This is a genomic window from Pseudonocardia petroleophila (assembly GCF_014235185.1).
Lineage (GTDB): Bacteria > Actinomycetota > Actinomycetes > Mycobacteriales > Pseudonocardiaceae > Pseudonocardia > Pseudonocardia petroleophila.
Genome location: NZ_CP060131.1, coordinates 874,509 through 896,758, shown reverse-complemented (window position 1 = coordinate 896,758; position 22,250 = coordinate 874,509). Strand labels below are relative to the sequence as shown.

Annotated in this window: 16 protein-coding genes; 9 read left to right on the top strand and 7 right to left on the bottom strand. The window is 75.7% G+C overall.

From position 1 onward, the window contains the following. Positions 1-15 precede the first annotated feature (15 nt). The 3 genes from H6H00_RS04395 to H6H00_RS04385 are packed head-to-tail and all read right to left on the bottom strand — an operon-like array spanning position 16 to position 3,890. Positions 16-2,097: an iron ABC transporter permease gene (locus H6H00_RS04395; protein WP_185720075.1), complete on the bottom strand. Its 2,082-nt coding sequence runs from the start codon at positions 2,095-2,097 to the stop codon at positions 16-18. 1 nt (position 2,098) lies between these two features. After that, complete coding sequence (locus H6H00_RS04390; RefSeq protein ID WP_185720074.1) at positions 2,099-3,070, bottom strand: iron-siderophore ABC transporter substrate-binding protein; 972 nt, start codon at positions 3,068-3,070, stop codon at positions 2,099-2,101. A 13-nt stretch (positions 3,071-3,083) separates the two neighbouring features. After that, entirely contained in the window at positions 3,084-3,890 is an 807-nt protein-coding gene (locus H6H00_RS04385; RefSeq protein ID WP_185722160.1) for an ABC transporter ATP-binding protein, read from the bottom strand. Between the two features lie 128 nt (positions 3,891-4,018). On the opposite strand from H6H00_RS04385, the gene metG reads away from it, so the two are divergent. From metG to H6H00_RS04340, 9 genes are all read left to right on the top strand, one after another. Further along, a complete protein-coding gene (gene metG / locus H6H00_RS04380) occupies positions 4,019-5,809 on the top strand; it encodes a methionine--tRNA ligase (protein WP_185720073.1) in 1,791 nt (596 codons plus the stop codon). A gap of 124 nt (positions 5,810-5,933) precedes the next feature. Further along, the gene (locus H6H00_RS04375; RefSeq protein ID WP_255425573.1) at positions 5,934-6,722 is read left to right on the top strand and encodes a TatD family hydrolase; all 789 of its coding nucleotides are present in this window, start codon (positions 5,934-5,936) and stop codon (positions 6,720-6,722) included. 347 nt (positions 6,723-7,069) lie between these two features. Continuing rightward, positions 7,070-8,767, top strand: a complete 1,698-nt coding sequence (locus tag H6H00_RS32665; protein ID WP_185720071.1) for a resuscitation-promoting factor — start codon at positions 7,070-7,072, stop codon at positions 8,765-8,767. A 7-nt stretch (positions 8,768-8,774) separates the two neighbouring features. Further along, on the top strand, positions 8,775-9,614 hold the full coding sequence (gene rsmA / locus H6H00_RS04365; RefSeq protein ID WP_185720070.1) for a 16S rRNA (adenine(1518)-N(6)/adenine(1519)-N(6))-dimethyltransferase RsmA: 840 nt from the start codon (positions 8,775-8,777) through the stop codon (positions 9,612-9,614). 67 nt (positions 9,615-9,681) lie between these two features. Then, the gene (locus tag H6H00_RS04360; RefSeq protein WP_185720069.1) at positions 9,682-11,196 is read left to right on the top strand and encodes a DHA2 family efflux MFS transporter permease subunit; all 1,515 of its coding nucleotides are present in this window, start codon (positions 9,682-9,684) and stop codon (positions 11,194-11,196) included. Positions 11,197-11,239: 43 nt separating this feature from the next. Next, entirely contained in the window at positions 11,240-12,175 is a 936-nt protein-coding gene (locus H6H00_RS04355) for a 4-(cytidine 5'-diphospho)-2-C-methyl-D-erythritol kinase (protein ID WP_185720068.1), read from the top strand. Next, a complete protein-coding gene (locus tag H6H00_RS04350; RefSeq protein ID WP_185720067.1) occupies positions 12,175-13,977 on the top strand; it encodes an ABC-F family ATP-binding cassette domain-containing protein in 1,803 nt (600 codons plus the stop codon). Before H6H00_RS04355 ends, H6H00_RS04350 begins: the two co-directional genes overlap by 1 nt. Positions 13,978-14,217: 240 nt before the next feature. Next, entirely contained in the window at positions 14,218-15,180 is a 963-nt protein-coding gene (locus tag H6H00_RS04345; RefSeq protein WP_185720066.1) for an ATP-binding cassette domain-containing protein, read from the top strand. Beyond that, entirely contained in the window at positions 15,177-16,004 is an 828-nt protein-coding gene (locus tag H6H00_RS04340; RefSeq protein WP_185720065.1) for an ABC transporter permease, read from the top strand. Before H6H00_RS04345 ends, H6H00_RS04340 begins: the two co-directional genes overlap by 4 nt. Here H6H00_RS04340 and H6H00_RS04335 read toward each other — a convergent pair. The 4 genes from H6H00_RS04335 to H6H00_RS04320 are packed head-to-tail and all read right to left on the bottom strand — an operon-like array spanning position 15,986 to position 22,230. After that, positions 15,986-19,081 carry an AfsR/SARP family transcriptional regulator gene (locus H6H00_RS04335; protein ID WP_185720064.1) on the bottom strand — a complete coding sequence of 1,032 codons (3,096 nt, stop codon included), beginning with the start codon at positions 19,079-19,081 and terminating at the stop codon, positions 15,986-15,988. The genes H6H00_RS04340 and H6H00_RS04335 overlap by 19 nt on opposite strands. 26 nt (positions 19,082-19,107) lie before the next feature. Further along, on the bottom strand, positions 19,108-19,872 hold the full coding sequence (locus H6H00_RS04330) for an ABC transporter permease (protein ID WP_185720063.1): 765 nt from the start codon (positions 19,870-19,872) through the stop codon (positions 19,108-19,110). Next, the gene (locus H6H00_RS04325) at positions 19,869-20,819 is read right to left on the bottom strand and encodes an ATP-binding cassette domain-containing protein (RefSeq protein WP_185720062.1); all 951 of its coding nucleotides are present in this window, start codon (positions 20,817-20,819) and stop codon (positions 19,869-19,871) included. Before H6H00_RS04325 ends, H6H00_RS04330 begins: the two co-directional genes overlap by 4 nt. Before the next feature lie 25 nt (positions 20,820-20,844). Further along, positions 20,845-22,230, bottom strand: a complete 1,386-nt coding sequence (locus H6H00_RS04320) for a dipeptidase (protein WP_221775788.1) — start codon at positions 22,228-22,230, stop codon at positions 20,845-20,847. Positions 22,231-22,250 lie beyond the last annotated feature (20 nt).

The following is a 22,250-nucleotide window of genomic DNA, read 5'->3' as shown; positions in this document are numbered from 1 at the left end:
GGTCCCGGGCCCGGGTCAGCGGGCCCGGGAGCGCCAGAGCAGGTAGACGAAGTACGGCGTCCCGATCAGCGACGTCAGCAGGCCCGCCGGGAGCTGGGCCGGCGCGATCACGGTGCGGCCCAGCACGTCGGCCACGCACACCAGCACCGCGCCGAGCAGCATCGCCACCGGGACGACGCGCGCGTGCCGCGACCCGACGAGCGCGCGGGCGGCGTGCGGGGCGACCAGCCCGACGAACGAGATCACCCCGACCGCGGCCACGGCGGCCGCGGTGAGCAGCGCCGACACGGTGAGCAGCGCCAGCCGGGTGCGGCCCAGCGCGATGCCCAGCACCCGCGGGGTGTCGTCGTCGAGCGCCATCAGGTCGAGCTCCTCGCGGGCGCGGGCGAGCAGCACGGTGGCCAGCACGAGCGCGACCAGCACCGGGACGAGGTGGACGACGGTCCGGCCGTAGGTGGAACCCGACAGCCAGGTCAGGGCCTTGGTCTCGTTGAACGGGTCGGTCTGCACGATCAGTACGGTGATCAGCGACAGCGTCCCGTAGGAGACGCCGACCCCGATCAGCACGAGCCGGTCGGAGGCGAGCCCGCCGCGGGCGGCGAGGCCGAACACCAGCGCACACGCGACCAGCGCGCCGGCGGCGGTGATGCCGGCGAGGGTCCAGGTGCCGAGCGTGGGCGCCAGGGTGATCGCGGCGACGGCGGCCAGCCCCGCCCCGCCGCTGACGCCGAGCAGCCCGGGTTCGGCGAGCGGGTTGCGGCACACGGCCTGCACCGCGGTCCCGGCGAGCGCCAGCGCCGCGCCGGCCAGCAGCGCCGCGAGCACCCGCGGCGCCCGGGTGTCGAGCACGAACGTGGTGACCCGGCCGCCGCGCCCGGCGAGCCAGTTGACGACGTCACCGCCGAGCAGGGTGGCGTCGCCGAGCAGCAGCGCCCCGGCCGCGACGCCCGCGGTGGCCACCACCAGCACGGCCACGACGACGGCGAACGCGCGCCGGTCGCGCAGCCGTGCCGACCGCGCCGACGGCGCGTGGCGCACCGGCCCCGAGTCGCGGAACCGCTGGGCCAGCAGCACCAGCACGACCGCGCCGAACACCGTCGTGACGACGCCCGTGGGCACCTCCACCCCGGCCTGCCCGCCGAGCGCGGCACGGACCACGACGTCCGCGCCGAGCACGACCGCGACCCCGGCCAGTGCCGAGAACGGCACCAGCACCCGGTGCCGGTGCATCCCCGGCACCAGCGGCGCGACGATCCGGACCGCCGCGGGTGCGCACAGCCCGACGAACCCGACCGGACCCGCCACGGTGACCGCCGCGGCCGCGAGCAGCACCGCCAGCACCACGACGACCACGCGCGTGCGGCGCACCGGCACGCCCAGCACCTCGGCGGTGTCGTCGCCGAGACCGAGCACGTCCAGGCGCCGCCCGAGCAGGACCAGCGCGGCGATCCCGAGCGCCACCACCGGCGCGGCCTGCCCGACCGCGGACAGCCCCGTCTGCGCCAGCGACCCGCTGCCCCAGGCGTAGAGCCCGGAGGTCTCCTGGGCGAACAGCAGCAGCAGCACGGTGGTGAGCGCGTGGAGCGCCAGCGACACCGCCGAGCCGGCCAGGACCAGCCGGGTCGGCGCCGAGCCCCCGCCCGCGGACAGCGCCAGCACCAGCCCGGCCGCGACCAGCCCGCCGGCGAACGCGAGCAGCCCGGAGGCGTAGAACGGCAGGCTCACCCCGACCGCGGCGACGGCCACCACCGCGAGGTGCGCGCCGGCGTTCACCCCGAGGGTGTCCGGGGCGGCCAGGGAGTTGCGCGCGATCGACTGCAGCGCCGCCCCCGCCGCGCCCAGCGCCGCCCCGACGACGAGCCCGGCCAGCAGCCGGGGCAGCCGCGAGGCGACGACCACGGCCGCGGCCTGGTCGGTGCCGCCGCCGGTCAGCAGCGCCCAGAGGTCGGCGGCGTCGACCGCGGCCGTGCCCTGGGTGAGGTGCACGGCCGCGACCAGGGCGACCAGGACCGTGCCCGCGACGGTGGCGCCGGTGACGCGCAGCGGCCGGGCCGGGACCGGTGCCGCCGTCGCGGGAGCGGTGGGGGCGAGCGTCACGTCAGCCGGTCACCGCGGTGACCACGGCGTCGACGTAGGCCTGCATCGACGCGGGCCCGCCGAACATCCAGATGCCGTCGGGCAGCCGGGTGACGTTGCCCGCCCGGACGAAGGGCAGCGACTCCCACACCGCGTTGCCGGTGAGCGTCTCGGTGATCGGGTCGGGGGTCACCGCGGCGTTGTCGTAGTAGACGTACTCCACGTCGCCCAGCGCGGTCAGCCCCTCGACGTCGGTGGAGGCCAGGCCGTAGTCGGGGTCGCCCTCGACCGTCCAGGCGCTGGGCAGCCCGATCTCCGCGGCCACCGCCCCGGCCAGCGAGCCGCCGGTGAACGGCCGGATGGAGAGCTGACCGCCGTCGACGTAGGCGTCGGAGAAGGCCATCGGCCGGCCGGTCAGCCCGGCGGCGCCGATCGCCGCCGCGCCCTCGGCGAGCGCGGCGTCGAAGTCGGCCAGCAGCGCCGTCGCGGCGTCCTGGGTGCCGGTGGCCCGGGCGACCAGGTCGACGTTGGTCCGCATCCGCCCGATCGGGTCGGCGGCGTCGGCGGAGCGGACGAGCAGCACCGGCGCGACGGTCTCCAGCTGCGCGACCGCGGCCTCGGGCAGGTCGGTGGTGGCGACCACGAGGTCGGGGGCGAGCGCGGCGATCGACTCGACGCTGGGCTCGCCGCGCACGCCGACGTCGGTGACCTCGCCGGTCAGCGGCGCGCTCTGCACCCAGTTCCCGTAGCCCTCGACGTCGGCGACGCCGACCGGCGTCACCCCGAGCGAGACCAGGTGCTCGACGACGTTCCACTCCAGGCCGACGGTGCGCTCGGCGGGCCCGTCGAGCACGACCTCCTGCCCCCGGGCGTCGGTCAGGGTGATCTGCTCGCCCGCCGGGGCCGCGTCGGGGGCCGCGGCCTCCTCGGTGGTGCCGCAGGCGGCCAGCGCGAGCGCCGCCGCCGCGAGCACGGGCAGGAACCTCGTCCTCATCGGACTGCCTTCTTCATCGCAGTGCCTTCCGTTCGGTGTGCCGGCCGATCGGCCGGGTGCGCAGGGCCCCGGTGACGGGGTCGTGGTCGATCTCGACGCGGATGCCGTAGGCGTCTGAGAGGAGCTCGGTGGTCAGGACGTCCTCGGGGGCGCCGGCGGCGCGCACCCGTCCCTCGGCGAGCAGCGCGATCTCGTCGGCGACGGCCGCGGCCTGGTCGAGGTCGTGCAGCACCACGCCGACCGCCACGCCGTCGTCGTCGGCGAGGTCGCGCAGCAGGTCGAGGATCTCGACCTGGTAGCGCAGGTCGAGGTGGTTGGTCGGCTCGTCGAGCAGCAGCACGCCGGTGTCCTGGGCGAGGCAGCCGGCGAGCCAGACGCGCTGCAGCTGCCCGCCCGACAGCTCGTCGACGGGGCGGTCGGCGAGGTCCTGCACGCGGGTCACCGCCATCGCCCGGTCGACGGCGGCGGGCCCGCCCGGGTCGGCGCCGCGCCACCGGCCGCGGTAGGGGTGGCGGCCGAACCCGACGACGTCGCGCACCGACAGCCCCGTGGGGACCGGGCGGTTCTGGGCGAGCAGCGTGACGCGGCGGGCGAAGTCACGGCGGGTGAGCGTGAGCGCGTCGGTGCCGTCGCCCAGGTGGATCTCGCCGGTGGAGGGCGCGTGCAGCCGCGCGAGCGCCCGCAGCAGCGTCGACTTGCCGCTGCCGTTGGGCCCGACCAGCGCCGTGATCCGCCCGGGGACCAGCGCCACGCCTGCGCCGTGCACGACGGGTACGCCGTGGTAGCCGAGGTGCAGGTCGACGCCGTGCAGCCCGGGCATCACCTGATCGAGGTTGCGCACGGCACAGGATAGGCACACCTGTGCTCAGGTGACGAGACCCTGTTCGCCGATCCGCCGACCCGCGACCGCGCGGAACCCGGTGGCCGCCCGGGCCTACGCTGGTCACCATGAGTTCCCACGTGCTGACCGCCGTGGCCTGGCCCTACGCCAACGGCCCGCGGCACATCGGTCACGTCAGCGGTTTCGGCGTGCCCTCCGACGTCTTCTCCCGCTACCGGCGGATGGTCGGCGACGACGTGCTGATGGTCAGCGGCACCGACGAGCACGGCACGCCGATCCAGGTGCAGGCCGACGCCGAGGGGCTCACGCCGCGGCAGCTCGCCGACAAGTACAACCGCGTGATCGTGGAGGACCTGCAGGGCCTCGGCCTGTCCTACGACCTGTTCACGCGCACCACCACGAGCAACCACTACGCCGTCGTCCAGCAGCTGTTCCTGGCGCTGCACAAGAACGGCTACGTGTTCACGAAGAAGGCGATGGGCGCGATCAGCCCGTCGACCGGCCGGACGCTGCCCGACCGCTACGTCGAGGGCACCTGCCCGATCTGCGGCTACGAGCACGCGCGCGGCGACCAGTGCGACAACTGCGGCAACCAGCTCGACCCGGCCGATCTCAAGAACCCGAAGTCGAAGATCAACGGAGAGACGCCGGTCTTCGTCGAGACCGAGCACTTCTTCCTCGACCTGCCCGCGTTCGCCGAGTCGCTGGGGTCGTGGCTGTCCACGCGCACCGACTGGCGCCCGAACGTCCTGAAGTTCTCGGCCAACCTCGCCGCCGACCTCAAGCCGCGCGCGATCTCCCGCGACCTCGACTGGGGCGTCCCCATCCCGCTCGACGGCTGGAGCGACCAGCCGATGAAGCGGCTCTACGTCTGGTTCGACGCGGTGATCGGCTACCTGTCGGCGTCGGTGGAGTGGGCGCGGCGCGGGCCCGACCCGGACGCCTGGAAGAAGTGGTGGACCGACCCGTCGGCCCAGGCCTACTACTTCATGGGCAAGGACAACATCGTCTTCCACTCCGTCATCTGGCCGGCGCTGCTGCTCGGCCAGAACGGGGCGGGCGACAAGGGCGGCACGCCCGGTGCGTTCGGCACGCTGAACCTGCCCGACGAGATCGTGTCGTCGGAGTTCCTGACGATGAGCGGCTCGAAGTTCTCCACCAGCCGCGGCACCGTCATCTACGTGACCGACTTCCTGAAGGAGTTCGGCCCCGACGCGCTGCGCTACTTCATCGCCACCGCCGGCCCGGAGAACCAGGACACCGACTTCACCTGGGACGAGTTCGTGCGCCGCACCAACTTCGAGCTGGCCAACGAGTGGGGCAACCTCGTCAACCGCTCGATCTCCATGGCGCACAAGAACGTCGGCGCGATCCCGAAGCCCACCGCGCCCACCGACGCCGACGCCGAGCTGCTCGCGGCGTCGAGGGCCGGTTTCGACTCGGTGGGCGCGCTGCTGGCGCGCAACCGGTTCAAGCAGGCCTCGGGCGAGGCGATGCGGATCGTCACGCTGGCCAACCGGTACCTGAGCGACCAGGAGCCGTGGAAGCGCAAGGACGACCCCGACCGCCGCGACACGATCCTGCACACCGCGCTGCAGGTCGTGCAGGACGCGAACACGCTGCTCACGCCGTTCCTGCCGCACTCGGCGCAGCAGGTGCACGAGGCGCTGGGCGGCACCGGCGTGTGGGCGGCGCAGCCGGAGGTCCGCGAGGTCGAGGAGCTCGGCGAGGGGCCCGGCTACCCGGTCCTCACCGGCGACTACGCGGCGGAGCAGGCGTCCTGGGCGAGCACCCCGATCGAGATCGGCCGCCCCCTGCAGAAGCCCACTCCCATCTTCACGAAACTGGACCCGGAGCTGGGCGAGACGGGCCCGGAGTGGGCCCCGATCGTCCCGTGACCCCCTCCCGACCGCACGTCGGAGCCACAACGCGGTTTCCGGGGCGCGGCAACGGCATCGTGGCTCCGAAGTGCCGGGGACGGCGGTGAGCGGGCACGGGCGCAGGGCTGCTCCTGATCCGCCCGTGGCGCTCGGCGTGCCCACCGTCGACTCCCACACCCACCTCGACGCGTGCGGCTGCGTCACCGCCGAGGACGTCCGGGCCGCGATGGACCGCGCCGCGGCCGTGAACGTCACGCGGGCGGTCACGATCGCCGACGACCTCGACGGCGCCCGGTTCGCCGTGCGCGCGGCCCACTGGGACGACCGGGTGCACGCGGCCGTCGCCCTGCACCCGACGCGCACCGCCGCCGTCAGCGACGCCGAGCGCGCCGAGATCGAGGAGCTGGCCCGCGACCCGCGCGTCGTCGCGGTGGGGGAGACGGGGCTGGACTACCACTGGGACCACTCGCCGCCCGAGGCCCAGCAGCGCGAGTTCCGCTGGCACATCGACCTCGCGAAGCGGCTGGGCAAACCGCTGATGATCCACGACCGCGACGCCCACGCCGACGTCCTGCGGCTGCTCCGCGAGGAGGGGGCCCCGGAGACGGTGGTGTTCCACTGCTTCTCCGGCGACGCGGCGATGGCGCGCGAGTGCGTCGACGCCGGGTACGTGCTGTCGTTCGCGGGCCCGGTCACGTTCAGGAACTCCCACGACCTGCAGGAGGCGGCGGTGCTGGTGCCCGAGGACGCGTTCCTCGTGGAGACCGACGCCCCGTTCCTGACGCCGCACCCCCACCGCGGCCGCGCCAACGAGCCGTACTGCCTGCCGTGGACGGTCCGGGGGATCGCGGCGCTGCGCGGGGTGCCGGCCGAGGACGTCGCCGACGCCGCCCGGCGCAACGCCGAGCGGGTCTTCGGTCTCGGGGCCTGACGGCGCGCCGGGCGGTGATCCGGAGCCGCTGAGCTGTCACCCGTCGCGCCGGTCGGCACGCTCGGCGTAGGAAATGCACGTTCGGCGTAGCGGACGTGCCGCTCGGCGCTCACGGTGTGTCGCAACCCAACGCATCCGGTCACCGCCCGTTACGGTTCCGTGATCGCTCAAGCCGGGGTGGGGAACGCTCCCCAGCACAGCGGCCGCGGTGGTTCGAGGCGCTCCCCCAGCACCACGCCCTCGGACCACCGCGGCCGGTGATTCCTCCCCTGCCCGGGTCCGTCGAGGTCAGGATCGCTGTGGTCGACGTTTCCGCGCGCGCGCGACGCCGTGCCGCTCTCGCCCGGGTGGGCGAGTTCGTGCCCTCCGAGGCCCTGTCCTCCGAGTCGCAGCGCAGCGGCGACGCGGCGTCCCTCGCCCTCGACGACGACCACTGGTTCGGCACGGCCGACGCGTTCCCGGCCCCCTCGGCCGCCCCCGCCACCGAGATGTGGCCCGCCGAGACCGGCTTCGGCCGCCCGGACCGCATGCGCCGCCTCGGGATCCCCGAGATCGAGAGCCTCCCCCCGACCGGCCCGATCGCCCTGGTGCGCGGCGACCAGCGCCCCGAGGAGCTCACCGGCGAGCTGGACCCGTTCGTCGACGACCTCACCGGCCCGCTCCCGACGGTCGCCCCCGAGTCCGGGACCGTCCCCGCCTTCGCCCCGGCCGCCCTCCCCGCGGCCGACGACGAGCCGCACACCGAGCAGTTCGCGGCGATCGCGCCCGAGGCCCCCGCCGTCGACGCCCCCGCCCTCGAGAGCCCCGCCCTCGAGGACCCGGACGCGCAGGTCCCGGACGCGCAGGACCCCGACGCGCAGGACCCCGACGCGCAGGACCCCGACGCGCAGGTGCGGGCCGAGGCGGTCCCCGCCCCCCGGCGTGCGCGCTCCACCACCCGCGTCGGCGTCCGCGCCACGGTGCTGGCCGTCCTGCTCGCCCTCGTCGGCGGCGGGGCGAGCGCGCTGGCGATGGACAAGACGGTCGTGCTCTCCGTCGACGGCCAGGAGCGCACGCTGCACACGTTCGCCGGGGACGTCGCCGGTGCACTGGCCGCGGCGGGCCTGGCCCCGACGCCGCAGGACCGCGTGCAGCCCGCGCTGCCCACCGACGTCGCCGACGGCGACTACATCATCGTCAACCGCGCCCGGCCGCTCACGCTCGTCGAGGGCGGGCACGAGCGGCAGATCTGGACGACCGCCGCGTCGGTCCAGGACGCGCTGGCCGGTCTCGGGCTGCGGGCCGCGCCGATCCAGATGTCCGCAGCGCCCGACGCCTCGATCCCGCTGTCCGGGCTCGCGCTGGAGCTGAACATCCCCCGCACGGTCAGCCTGGCCGACGGCCCCGCCGCGCAGGTGCCCGTCACGACGACGGCCGGCACGGTCGCCGGGCTGCTCGCCGAGCAGGGCGTCACCCTCGGCCCCGACGACGTCGCGGTCCCCAGCCCCGACACCGTCCTCGCCGAGGGCACCGCGGTGCAGATCGTCCGCAACGGCGAGGGCGAGGTCATCGAGACCCGCACCATCGAGCCGCCCGAGCAGATCGTCGAGGACCCGGAGATGCCGCGCGGTGAGCGCGAGGTCGTCGACCCGGGCCGCCCCGGCGAGCAGACCGCGGTCGTGCGGGTCTTCGTCCAGAACGGCCAGGAGGTGCGCCGCGTGCAGGTGCGCGCCGGGTCGACGACGCCGCCGTCGCCGCGGATCGTGAAGGTCGGCACCAACGACGACGTCCCGCAGGCCCCCGCGGTCTCCGACGGCGGCGTGTGGGACCGGCTGGTGCAGTGCGAGGCCACCGGCAACTGGGCGATCAACACCGGCAACGGCTACTACGGCGGCCTGCAGTTCGACCGCCAGACCTGGAACGCCTACGGCGGCGACGAGTACGCCGAGCTGCCGCACCAGGCCAGCCGCGAGGAGCAGATCGCCATCGCCACGAAGGTCCGCGACGACCGCGGCGGCTACGGGGCCTGGCCCGCCTGCGCGCGCAAGCTGGGCCTCCCGCGATGATGCGGGCGTGACCGGACCCTCCCGACTGCTCGGCCCCGCGGAGGTGCGGGCCCTCGCCGACGAGCTGGGCCTGCGGCCGACGAAGAAGCTCGGCCAGAACTTCGTGCACGACCCGAACACGGTCCGCCGCATCGTGAGGGCCGCGCAGCTCTCGCCGGACGACGTCGTGGTCGAGGTCGGCCCGGGCCTCGGGTCGCTGACGCTCGCGCTGCTGCCCGAGGTGGCCGGGGTGCACGCCGTCGAGATCGACCCGGTCCTCGCGGCCCGGCTGCCGGCCACCGTCGCGGACCGGGCGCCGACGCTGGCCGACCGGCTCACCGTCGTCGGGGCCGACGCCCTGCGGGTCACCGCCGCGCAGCTGCCCGGGGCCACCGCCCTCGTCGCGAACCTGCCCTACAACGTCGGCGTGCCGGTCGTGCTGCACCTGCTCGCGGAGCTGCCCGCGCTGCGCCGGGGCCTGGTGATGGTGCAGGCCGAGGTGGCCGAGCGCCTGGCCGCGACCCCCGGCAGCAAGGCCTACGGGGTGCCGAGCGCGAAGCTGGCGTGGTACGCCGCCGCGCGCCGCGCGGGGCCGGTGCCCCGGGCGGTGTTCTGGCCGGTGCCGGGCGTCGACTCCGGGCTGCTGGCCTTCGACCGGCGCGACCCCCCGCCCGGTGACCGCGAGACCGTGTTCGCGCTGATCGACGCCGCGTTCGCCCAGCGGCGCAAGGCGCTGCGCAGCGGCCTGTCCGGCTGGGCGGGGTCACCGGCCGCCGCGGAGGACGCCCTGCGCGCGGCCGGGATCGACCCGATGACCCGCGCCGAGCGGCTCGGCATCGACGATTTCGCCCGGCTCGCCACCGTCTGACCGGTTCGCCCCGGCCGCCGTGCGGGGTCGAGTTGTCGGCCCACCTGCTCCGGCCGATACTCCGGACATGACCACCCAGCAGCCGGTGAGGGGAGCGGAAGGGACCCCCGAGAACCCGTGGCCCGCCCTCTGGGCCCTCGTGCTCGGCTTCTTCATGATCCTGGTGGACTCCACCATCGTCTCCGTCGCGACACCGGCGATCATGGCCGACCTCGGCGTCGGCGTGGACGCGGTCGTCTGGGTGACCAGCGCCTACCTGCTGGCCTACGCCGTGCCGCTGCTGGTCACCGGCCGGCTCGGCGACCGCTTCGGCCCGCGCCGGGTCTACCTGGTCGGCCTCGTGGTCTTCACCGTCGCCTCGCTGTGGTGCGGGCTCACCGGCACGCTCGGCGGGCTGATCGCCGCCCGGGTCGTGCAGGGCCTGGGCGCGGCGCTGATGACGCCGCAGACGATGGCCGTGATCACCCGGACCTTCCCCGCGGAGAACCGCGGCCGTGCGATGAGCCTGTGGGGCGCCGTCGCGGGCATCGCCACGCTCGTCGGGCCGATCCTGGGCGGGGTGCTGGTCGACGGCCTCGGCTGGGAGTGGATCTTCTTCATCAACGTGCCCGTGGGGGTCGTCGGCTTCGTGCTGGCCCTGCGGCTCGTCCCCGAGCTCCCGACGCACGTGCGCCGGTTCGACCTCGTCGGTGTCGGGCTCAGCGCCGTCGGCATGTTCCTGCTGGTGTTCGGCATCCAGGAGGGCCAGGCCTACGCCTGGGGCACGATCGCCGGTCCGGTGTCGGTGTGGTCGCTGATCGTCGCGGGCGTCGTGGTGCTGGTGGCGTTCGTGGCGTGGCAGGGGCGTGCGGCCGAGCCGCTGGTGCGGCTGGCGCTGTTCCGCGACCGGAACTTCAGCCTGGCCAACGTCGTGATCACCACGGTCGGCTTCACCGTCACCGCGATGGTCTTCCCGATCCTGTTCTACGCGCAGGCCGTGCTCGGCCTGAGCCCCACCGGCTCGGCGCTGCTGCTCGTGCCGATGGCCGTCGTCTCCGGCGGGCTGGCCCCGGTCGTCGGGCGCCTGAGCGACCGCGTGCACCCGCGGGTGCTGGCCGGGGTCGGGCTGGCGTCGTGGTCGGTGTCGCTGGTGTGGCTCGCCGCCGTCATGGGTCCGCAGACCCCGATCTGGCAGCTGCTGCTGCCGATCGCGCTGCTGGGCGTGGCCAACGGGTTCGTCTGGGCCCCGGTGTCCACCACGGCCACCCGCAACCTCCCGCCCGCCGACGCGGGGGCCGGGTCGGGCGTCTACAACACCACCCGCCAGGTCGGCGCCGTGCTGGGCAGCGCGGCGATCGCGGTGCTCATCGCGTCGCGGCTCGCGGCGAACCTGCCGGCGGCACCCGGTGGCGGGTCGACGGAGACGATCGCCCGGCTCCCCGAGGCCCTGCACGCCGGGTTCGCGACGGCGATGGCGCAGGCGCTGCTGCTGCCCGCGGGCGTGGTGCTGATCGGGCTGGTGGCGGCGCTGGGGTTCGCGCTGCCCCGGCACCTGGCCCGCCTGCGGCCGGCGGGGGCGACCACCGTCACCCCGGTCGGATAGCTGCGGCGCCACCCGCGCGGGTCGCTGCCCGTAGTGTTGACGGGTGCTGTCCGCCGTCCCGCCCCCGGTCACCGTGCGGGTCCCTGCCAAGATCAACCTGCATCTGGCCGTGGGACCTCTGCGCGACGACGGCTTCCACGACCTGGTCACGCTCTTCCACGCGGTGAGCCTGTTCGACGAGGTGTCGGTCGCCCACGGTGACGAGCCGGGCATCGAGGTCTTCGGCGAGGGCGTGACCGAGGTGCCGGTCGACGAGACCAACCTGGCGTGGCGGGCGGTGCAGCTCCTCGCCGACCGGGCCGGGCGCGACCCGGACGTGCGGCTGGTGCTGCGCAAGGGGATCCCGGTCGCCGGCGGCATGGCCGGGGGCAGCGCCGACGCCGCCGCGACGCTGGTCGGGCTGTCGGCGCTGTGGAAGCTCGACCTCACCCGCGACGAGCTGTCCCCGATGGCCGCCGAGCTGGGCAGCGACGTCACCTTCGCGCTCTACGGCGGCACCGCGCTGGGCACCGGCCGCGGCGAGCGGATCGTGCCGGTGCTCTCGCGGCACCCGCAGCACTGGGTGATCGCCCTGCACCGGGGCGGGCTGTCGACGCCGAAGGTGTTCGCCGAGCTGGACCGGCTGCGGGCGGGGAGCGAGCCCGTCGAGCGGCCGGTGGAGCCCGTGCTGGAGGCCATCGCGGGTGGCGACCCGCGGCAGCTCGCGCTGTCGCTGGGCAACGACCTGCAGGCGGCGGCGGTCAGCATGGCCCCCGAGCTGCGGCGCACGCTGCGCGCGGGCGTCGACGCGGGGGCGCTCGCCGGGCTCGTCTCCGGATCCGGCCCCACCTGCGCGTTCCTGTGCAGCGGGGCCGACGCGGCCATGGACGTGGCCACCGAACTCGCCGGGCTCGGCGTGTGCCGCACCGTGCGCGTCGCGCACGGGCCGGTGCCGGGGGCCCGCATCATCGACAACCAGGAAGCGGCAGGACGCGGCTGATGCCACCGAAGGTCCAGAACCTCGTCAACCTCGAGGCCGTCACCGCGCACGTCCCGGGCGACGCCTCGCGCGTCCTGCTCGACGCCGTGTCGCTCGGCGTGGAGCGCGGCGAGCGGGTCGGCGTCGTCGGGCTCAACGGCGGGGGCAAGACCACGCTGCTCGACATCATCACCGGCGAGCGCGCCCCCGACGGCGGCCGCGTCAGCCGGGTGGGCGGGCTCAACCTGGCCCACCTCGCGCAGGGCGACAAGCTCGCGAAGGGCGCGCGCGTCCGCGACGTCGTGCTCGCGCACTGGGAGGGGGCGGCCGACCACGAGTGGGCCGCCGACGCGAAGGTGCGCGACGTCCTCGACGGGCTCGGCATCGGCGACCTCGACCGCACCACCGACGGCCTGTCCGGCGGGGAGAAGCGCCGCGTCGCGCTGGCCGCCGCGCTCGTCGGCGACCCCGACCTGGTCGTCCTCGACGAGCCCACCAACCACCTCGACGTCGAGGGCATCACCTGGCTCGCCGGGCACCTCATCTCGCGGCGCTGCGGGGTGCTGGTCGTCACGCACGACCGGTGGTTCCTCGACGCGGTGTGCACGCGCACCTGGGAGGTGGCGGGCGGCCGGGTCGAGAGCTACCTCGGCGGCTACGCCGACTGGATCTACGCCCGCGCCGAGCGCACCCGGCAGTCCGACTCCGCGGAGGCGAAGCGGCAGAACCTGGCGCGCAAGGAGCTGGCCTGGCTGCGGCGCGGCCCGCCCGCGCGGACGTCGAAGCCGCGGTACCGGATCGAGGCCGCCGAGGCCCTGATCGCCGACGTGCCGCCGCCGCGCAACACCGTCGAGCTGCTCGGCTTCGCCACCAACCGGCTCGGCAAGACCGTGCTGGAGCTGGAGGACGCCACCGCCACCGTCGCCGGGCGCACCCTGCTCGACGACGTGACCTGGCGGCTCGGGCCGGGTGACCGCATCGGGATCGTCGGCGTCAACGGCTCGGGCAAGACCACGCTGCTGCGGACCCTCACCGGCGAGCGCCCGCTGGAGAAGGGCCGGCTGATCACGGGCACCACGGTGCAGCTCGCGGAGCTGAGCCAGGAGCTCGTGGACCTGCCGAAGGACATGCGCGTGCTGGAGGCCACCGAGCAGGTGGCGAAGTACGTGAAGCTCGGGAAGCTGGAGCTCACGGCGAGCTCGGTGCTGGAGCGGCTGGGGTTCCCCGCCGCCCGGCAGTGGACGCCGGTCGGCGACCTGTCCGGCGGCGAGCGCCGCCGCCTGCAGCTCACGCGGCTGCTGATGGCCGAGCCCAACGTCCTGCTGCTCGACGAGCCGACGAACGACCTGGACGTCGACACCCTCGCGCGCCTGGAGGACCTGCTCGACGGCTGGCCGGGCACGCTCGTCGTCGTCAGCCACGACCGCTACCTGCTGGAGCGCGCCACCGACACGGTCGTCGCGCTGTTCGGCGACGGCAAGATCACGCACCTGCCCGGCGGCATCGAGGAGTACCTGCGCCGCCGCGCGGCCGACGGCGACCAGCGCAACGGGCTCACCGCGACCGCGTCGTCGGGTGTGCCGGTGTCGCGGCCCGCGTCGAGCGCGGCCGACCAGCGCGCCGCCCGCAAGGAGCTGCAGCGCATCGAGCGGCGGATGACGGCGCTGACGCAGAAGCAGGAGAAGCTGCACGCGGCGCTGGCCGAGGCCGCCACCGACCCCGGCCGGCTGCAGACCCTCAACGCGGAGCTCAAGGACGTCGACGCGGAGATCGAGACCGTGGAGCTGGCCTGGCTGGAGGCGGCGGAGCTCGCGGAGGGCTGACCGACCGACGTCCACCGGACCTAGGCCTTTCGACCGAGGCGCGGGAGCCGGTGGCGGGACTAGCGTCGATCCCGTGCGGATGGGGTCGGGGGACCCCGCTGGGGAGCACGCACACCGCGAGGCCCGGTCCGCCGTTCGACGGCGGCGGACCGGTCCGCGCACCCCCTGCGCGCGCCGCTGACCGGGACGTGTCAGCGCGCGGTCAGGGCCGTGTCAGCGGACGGGCGCAGGGTCGTCGTCATGAACCCCGACACCCGCTCCGTCATCGACGTCCGGGGCCTGGTCAAGCGCTACGGCGACACGACCGCCCTGGCCGGCATCGACCTCACCGCCCGCGCCGGGTTCGTCCTGGGCCTGCTGGGCCCCAACGGATCCGGCAAGACCACCACCGTGCGCGTGCTCGCCACCCTGCTGCGCCCCGACGGCGGGACGGCCTCGGTGCTCGGCCACGACGTCGTCACCGACGCCGACGCCGTGCGCTCCCGGATCGGCCTCACCGGCCAGTACGCCGCGGTCGACGAGGCGCTGACCGGCCGCGACAACATCGTGCTGGTCGCTCGCCTGCTCGACCTCCCCCGCGCCGACGCCCGCCGCCGCGCCACCGAGCTGCTGGACCGCTTCGGCCTGGCCGAGGCCGGCGGCCGGCGCGTCCGCACCTACTCCGGGGGCATGCGGCGCCGCCTCGACCTCGCGATCAGCCTGATCGCGCGCCCCGACGTCCTGTTCCTCGACGAGCCGACGACCGGGCTCGACCCGCGGCACCGCTCCGAGGTGTGGGACACCGTGCGCGCGCTCGCCGCCGACGGCGTCACCGTGCTGCTCACCACGCAGTACCTCGAGGAGGCCGACCAGCTGGCCGACGACCTCGTGGTCCTCGACCGCGGCTCGGTCATCGCGGCGGGCACGCCGGCGTCGCTGAAGTCCGAGGTCGGCGGGCAGCGGCTGCACGTCCGCCCGCTGCACCGCGCCGACCTGGCCGCCGCGCTCGCCGTCGTCGCCGACCTGACGCCGGGCCACGTCCCCGCCGCCGACGCCGCGGGCGAGATCACCGTGGCCGCCGACCGGCCCGACCTGCTGCACCGCGCGGGCGCCGACCTCGACCGGGCCGGCGTCACCGTCGCCGAGCTGGGGCTGCGCCTGCCCAGCCTGGACGACGTGTTCCTCACCCTCACCGGCCGTGCACCGGAGGAGGCCGCCGCATGACCACCACCCTCGACCCCGCCCGGCCCGCTTCGACCGTCCCCGCCCGCCGGGGCCCGTCCACGCCGTTCGCATCGACGCTGCGCCACGGCGGCACCCTGGCCTGGCGCGGCATCGTCAAGACCGTCCACTCCCCGGAGGCGCTGCTCGACGTGACGCTGCAGCCGGTGATCTTCCTGCTGCTGTTCGTCTACGTCTTCGGCGGCGCGATCTCCGGCGACCCGGCCAGCTACCTGCAGTTCGCGCTCCCCGGTGTGCTCGTGCAGACCGTCGTGTTCGCCTCGGCCGGCACCGGCGTCGGCCTCGCCGACGACCTCAAGACCGGCATCTTCGACCGCTTCCGCAGCCTGCCGATCTCCCGCACGGCCCCGCTGCTCGGCGCGATCGGCGCCGACCTCGTCCGCTACCTCACCTCCGGCGTGATCATGCTGGCCTTCGGTGCGGTCCTCGGGTTCCGCTCGGACGCGGGCCCGCTGGCCTTCGTCGCCGCGATGGGCCTGGTGATGGCGCTCGCCTTCGCCCTGTGCTGGATCTTCACCGCGCTGGCCATGGTGGTGAAGGAGCCGCGCTCGGTGCAGGGCCTCGGCGCGATGGTCATGCTGCCGCTGACGTTCGGCTCCAGCGCGTTCGTGCCCGCCGACACCCTGCCGTCCTGGCTGCGGGCGTTCGTCGAGATCAACCCGGTGTCGAAGGCGGCCGACGCGGTCCGCGGGCTGCTCAACGGGGGTCCGGTGCTCGGCCCGGCGACGGCGACGCTGGTGACCGCCGCAATGGTCGTGGCGGTCTTCGCACCGCTCGCCGTGGTCCTCTACCGCCGCCGCACCTGATCGACGGCCCGCTGCAGCTCGGCGAGCCCGCCCTCGCGGGACAGCTCCCGGCCCCGCCGCTCCGCCTCCCCGGCGGCGGCGGGGCCGAGTGCGTCGCGCACCCGCGCGACCCCCGCGACGACGTCGGGGTGGCCCAGGTCGAGCGCCCCGCGCTGGGTGTGCGCGACCCCGAGCAGCACCGCGGCGCCCTCCGCGTCGTCGACGGCGAGCAGCAGCCGGGCCGCGACCTCGGCGACCATCCCGCTCACCGGGCCGTCGCGCGCCTCCACCGCCGCGGCGACGGCGTCGGCGAGCGGGCCGCCCGCGGCGTCCGGGTCCCCGGCCCGCAGCTCGACCTCGGCGTGGAGCGCGCCGACCCAGGCCCGTCGCTGGGCGATGGCGAGGCCGAACTCGCCCTGCAGCTCCCGCAGCCCCTCTGCGGCGACCCCGACCGCCGCCCGGGCCGTGTCGACCTCCCCGGCGAAGCGCTCGATCCCGGCCCGGGTCATCGCGATCGTCCACCGCGACTCCGCCGACCCGTCGCCGACGGCGGCCGCCCGGTCCAGCGCGGTGCACGCCGCGGCCCGGTCACCGAGCCGCGCGTGCAGCAGCGCGCGGCGGCTCAGGAACTGCACCCGGTCGTCGTTGCCGAGCGCCCCGGCCAGCGCGATGGCCTCGTCGTAGGCCGCGGCGGCCGCCACCGGGTCGCCCGCGAGCTCCTCCAGCTCGCCGAGCGAGTGCACGGCCATGCCGAGCCCGAACCGGTCGCCGGTCCGCACGTGCAGCGCGCGGGCGGCCCGGAGCAACCGGCGCTGGTCGTCGATCCGGCCGTCGTTCTCGGCGATGACGCCCCGCACCTGCAGGGCGAACGCGCGCAGCCACGGGTCGGGGGCCTCCTCCGACAGCGCGCGGATCGCGGTGTCGTCCCCGGAGAAGGCGGCCGTGCCGGGGCCGAGCAGCTCCAGCAGCGGGTGCCGGGGCGGTGGCAGCGTCTCGACCAGGGCGACCGCGTCGGCGAGGAGCGCGATGCCGCGCGCGGAGCCGGGCCCGGTGACCTGCGAGATCCCGAGGTAGCCGGTGACGAGCGCACGCGCCGCGGTCGGGGCCGGCCCGTCGAGGGCGTGCACGAGCCCGAGCCAGCGGCGCGCCTCGTCGATCAGGCCGCGGACCATCCACGACCAGCCCGTCGCGGCGGCCAGCCGGTGCGCGGCCGCGGAGTCCCCGGCCGCGACGGTGCGGCGCAGCGCGATGTCGATCTCCTCGGCCTCCGCGCGCAGGCGGGCGAGCCGGTCGAGCTGCTCGGGGCCGCGCAGCAGCGGCTCGGCCTCCTCGACCAGGTCGAGCACGAACCCGAGGTGCGCGGCCTCGGCGGCGGCGCGCTCCCCGGCCTCGTCGAGGCGCTGCGCCGCGTACACGCGGATGGTCTCCAGCATCCGGTAGCGGGTGGGCCCTCCGGCCTGCGGGACGGCCACGACCAGCGACTTGTCGACGAGGGAGGAGAGCTCGTCGAACACGTCGGCCCCGCAGACCCGCTCCACCGCCGCGGCGGTCGCCCCGCCCGCGAACACGCCGAGCCGCCGGGCCACGGCGCGCTCCGGGTCGGCGAGCAGGTCCCAGCTCCAGTCGACGACCGCGCGCAGCGTCTGGTGCCGCGGCAGCGCGGTGCGGGCGCCGGTGGTGAGCAGCCGGAAGCGGTCGGCCAGGCGCTCGGCGATCTCGGCCGGGCTCAGCGTGCGGATCCGCGCGGCGGCCAGCTCGATCGGCAGCGGCTGGCCGTCGAGGCGCCGGCAGATCTCGGCGACGACCGGACCGACGTCGGGGGTGAGCGCGAACCCGGGCCGGACCGCCACCGCCCGGTCGACGAACAGCCGCACGGCGTCGGCCCCGTCCAGTGCGTCGACGGGGTGCAGCACCTCGCCCGGCACCCCGAGCGGCTCTCGGCTGGTGGCGAGCACCCGCAGGCCGGGGCAGCGGGGCAGGAGCGTGTCGACGAGCGCGGCGACGGCGTGCACCAGGTGCTCGCAGTTGTCCAGCACGAGCAGGGTGTCGCGGCCGGCGAGCGCGGCCACCAGCCGGTCCGGGGTGGCGGGGGCGGCGTCGTCGGAGGTGCGGAGCTGGACCTCCGGGCCCCCGACGGCCGCGAGCAGCGTGACCGGGAGCTGCTCCGGGCCGGTGAGCGCGGCCAGCTCGGCGACCCGCACGTGCTCCTCCCCGTCGACGGCCTCGCGGGCCAGCCGGGTCTTGCCCGCGCCGCCGGGCCCGGTGAGCGTGACGAGGCGGTGGGTGCCGAGCAGCCCGCGGACCCGGCGCACGTCGCCGTCGCGGCCGACGAAGCTGCTGACGGGGGCCGCGATCCGGGGGCGGGGGAGCGGCGACTCGCGGAGCACGCCCATGCGGGCCGCCGCCAGCTCCGCGCCCGGGTCGACGCCCAGCTCGTCGGCGAGGCGGGCGACGGTGCGGTCGATCACGGCGAGCGCGTCGGCCTGTCGTCCCGCGGCGTGCAGGACGCGGGCGAGCAGCGCCGCGGTCGTCTCCCGCAGCGGGTGCGCGTCGAGCTGGGCGGCCAGCGCGTCGCGCTCGCCGTCGGCGAGGCCCAGGCCCAGGGCCAGCCGGGCGGCGCGCTCCACCGCGACCGCGCGCCGCTCGTCGAGGCGGGCGGCGGCCGGGCCGGCGAAGGGGAGGCCGTCGACGTCGGCGAGCGCCGGACCGCGCCAGAGCCCGACGGCGTCGCGGAGCAGCGCGTGCGCGCCCGCGGGGTCCCCGCGCTCCTCCGCCGCGGTGGCGGCGGCGGTCAGCTCCTCGAAGCGCAGGGCGTCGACGGCGCCGGGGTCGAGCCGCAGCCGGTAGCCGCCCGCCCCGGTGCCGACGAGCTCGGTGCCGATCGCCCGTCGCAGCCGGGAGACCAGGGCCTGCAGCGCGTTGCCCACGCCGTCCGGGGCCTGCTCGCCCCACAGGTCGTCGACGAGCACCGCCGTGCCGACGGGCCGTCCGGCGTCGAGGGCCAGGCGCGCGAGCAGGCCGCGGACCCGCCGTCCCGGGATCGGCGCCGCGGCCGTGTCCGGCCACGCCTCCACCGCCCCGAGCAGCCTGATCCGCACCGGTCCAGTCTGCCCGCTGACGGTGATCAGGCGCTCTCCCGCTGGAACGTGCGCACCCCCCAGAACAGCGCGGCGGCCGCGAGCACGACCGCGACGACGATGCCGACGAGCGCGGTGGCGGTGAACAGGTCGCCGACGAACACCGCGCGGGTGGCGTCGACGACGTAGACGAACGGGTTGGCCCGCGACAGCGCGAACAGCCACGCCGGGGCGATCGTCATCGGCAGCAGGATGCCCGAGAGCAGCAGCAGCGGCAGGAACACCGACTGCACGATCGGCACGAACGCGTCCTCGCTCTTGACGCGCAGCGCGAGCGCGTAGGAGGCGCAGGACGCGGCGAACCCGAGCACCGCGACGAGCGCCAGCCCGACGACCACGCCGCCGATCGGCGCGCGCAGGCCGAACGGGATCGCCATGACCGTCAGCAGGACGCCCTGCGTCAGGAGCACCGCGGTCTCCTTGAGCGCGCGGCCCAGCAGCAGCGCGACGCGGCTGACCGGCGTCACCTGCATCCGCTCGACGACCCCCGCCTTGAACTCGGTGAGGATCGAGAAGCCGACGAACAGCCCGCCGAACAGGCCGAGCTGGATGAGCAGCGCGGGCACGAGCACCTGCCAGGCGTCGCCGGGCGGGAAGCCGGGGGTGCTCTGCACGATCGGGATGAGCAGCGGCCCGAACAGCGCGAGGTAGAGGAAGGGCTGCACGATCCCGATGACGACCCAGAACGGGTTGCGCAGCGACTGCTTCATCGAGCGCCGGAAGATCAGCCAGGTGTCGGTGGCGACGCTCATGCCGGCACCTCCGCGTCCTCGCGGAGCGAGCGGCCGGTGAGGGTGAGGAAGACGTCGTCGAGGCTGGGGCGGCGGACCTCGACCGCGGTCATCGCGATGCCGGCCGCGTCGAGCTCGCGCAGGACGGCGGGCAGCACGCGCGCGCCGTCCTCGACGCGGAACCGCACCACCGTGCCCTCGACCGCGACCTCCGAGCCGATCCGCCCGGCGAGGTCGGCGGTGCGGGCGGGGTCGGTGGAGTCGACGACGACGAGGTCGCCGGACACGCGGCGCTTGAGCGCGTCGGGGGTGCCCTCGGCGACGATCCGGCCCTGGTCGATGACGAGGATCCGGTCGCACAGGGCGTCGGCCTCGTCGAGGTAGTGCGTGGTGAGGAACAGCGTGGTGCCGCGCTCGGCGTGCAGGCCCCTGATGTGGCCCCACAGGTTGGCGCGGCTCTGCGGGTCGAGCCCGGTGGACGGCTCGTCGAGGAACAGCAGCGCCGGGAGGTGCATGAGGCCCATCGCGATGTCGAGGCGCCTGCGCTGCCCGCCGGACAGGGTGCCGACGATCCGGTCGTCGAGGCCGGTGAGGTCGAGGTCGCCGATCAGCTCGCCCGCCCGCTTCGCCGACTCGGCCGCGGTGAGGCCGTAGAAGCGGCCCTGCAGGACCAGCTCCTCGCCGACCGGGCAGTCCGGGCCCGCACCGCCGTTCTGGCCGACGTAGCCGATCCTGCGGCGGACCTCGACCGGCTCGGTGAGCAGGTCGTGCCCGGCGACGGTGGCGGTGCCCGCCGTCGGGTCGATCAGGGTGGTGAGCATCCGGAGCGTCGTGGACTTGCCCGCGCCGTTGGGGCCGAGGAAGCCGACCAGCTCCCCGCGCTCGACGTCGATGTCGACGCCGGACACCGCTTCCACCGGTCCGCGCCGGGTCTTGAACGTGCGGGCGAGCCCGCGTGCGTGGATCACCGGACCAGAGTGGACCCGCCTGCGGTCAGTCGGCGACCTGAATCCCGCCCTGATCGATCCCGGCGAGATCGGCGAGCAGCAGCGCCTCGGCGAGGACGCCACGGCCGAACATGCCCAGATCCAGGCTCTCGTCGATGCCGTGCCAGCGGCTGGCCGGGTCGCCGACGCCGGTGACCAGCACCGCCGCGCCGGGGAAGGTGCGCGCGAACTCCGCGATGAACGGGATCGAGCCGCCGATGCCGGTCTCGACGGCCGCGTTGCCGAAGGCGTGGGCGTAGCTGCGGCGCGCGGCGTCGTAGGCGGTGCCGGTGGCCTCGATGCTGAACGGCTCCGCGGTGCCGTGGTGCGGGCGGATGTCGACGCGCGCGCCCCACGGGACGTGCGCGCGCAGGTGCTCGGTGAGCGCGTCGCGGGCCTTGGTGGCGTCGTCGCCGGGGGCCAGGCGCAGGCTCACCGCGGCGCGGGCGCGGGGGAGCAGGACGTTGGACGAGTCGTCGACGCCCGGCGCATCGATGCCCAGCACCGCGGCGGCGGGCTTGTTCCACGAGCGCTCCGGGATCGTGCCGCACCCGATGAGCTCGACGCCGTCGAGCAGCCCGACGTCGGAGCGGAACGTGGCCTCGTCGAACTCCGGGGCCTGCGACGTGCCGTGCACCAGCCCGGGGACCGCGACCTCGCCGTTCTCGTCGTGCAGGCTGGCGAGCGTGCGGCACAGCGCGGTGAGGGCGTCGCCGACCGGGCCGCCGTAGACCCCGGAGTGCACGGGCCGCTCCAGCATCGAGACCTCGACGACCACGTCGACGAGCCCGCGCAGGCTCGTCGTCAGCGCCGGGACGTCGACGGCGGGGTTGCCCGCGTCGGCGATGACGATCACGTCGCAGGCCAGCGCCTCGTGGTGCTCGCGCAGCAGCGCGGGCAGCGTCGGGGAGCCGGACTCCTCCTCGCCCTCGACGAACAGCGTGACGCCGACCGGCGGGCGCCCGTCGTAGGCGCGCAGGACCGCGAGGTGGGTCATCACGCCGGCCTTGTCGTCGGCGGCGCCGCGCCCGTAGAGGCGGCCCGCCCGCTCGGTCGGCTCGAACGGCGGGCTCGTCCACTCGTCGTCGCCGCCGGTGGGCTGGACGTCGTGGTGGGCGTAGAGCAGGACGGTCGGCGCCCCTTCGGGGGCGGGCCAGTGGGCGAGGACGGCGGGCGCGCCGCCCTCGGCCGCGACCACCGACACGTCGGCGGCCCCGGCCGCCCGCGCCAGCTCGGCGACGGCGTCGGCGCTGCGCCGGGTGTCGTCGGCGCGGGCGGGATCGGCCCAGATGCTCGGGATGCGCACGAGCCGCTCCAGGTCGGCCCGGGCGCCGGGCAGGGCGGCCTCGACGGCGGCGGTGACGGGGGAGGGCGGCAGCGTGGCATCGGACACGGGCCCCGATGGTAGTGGCC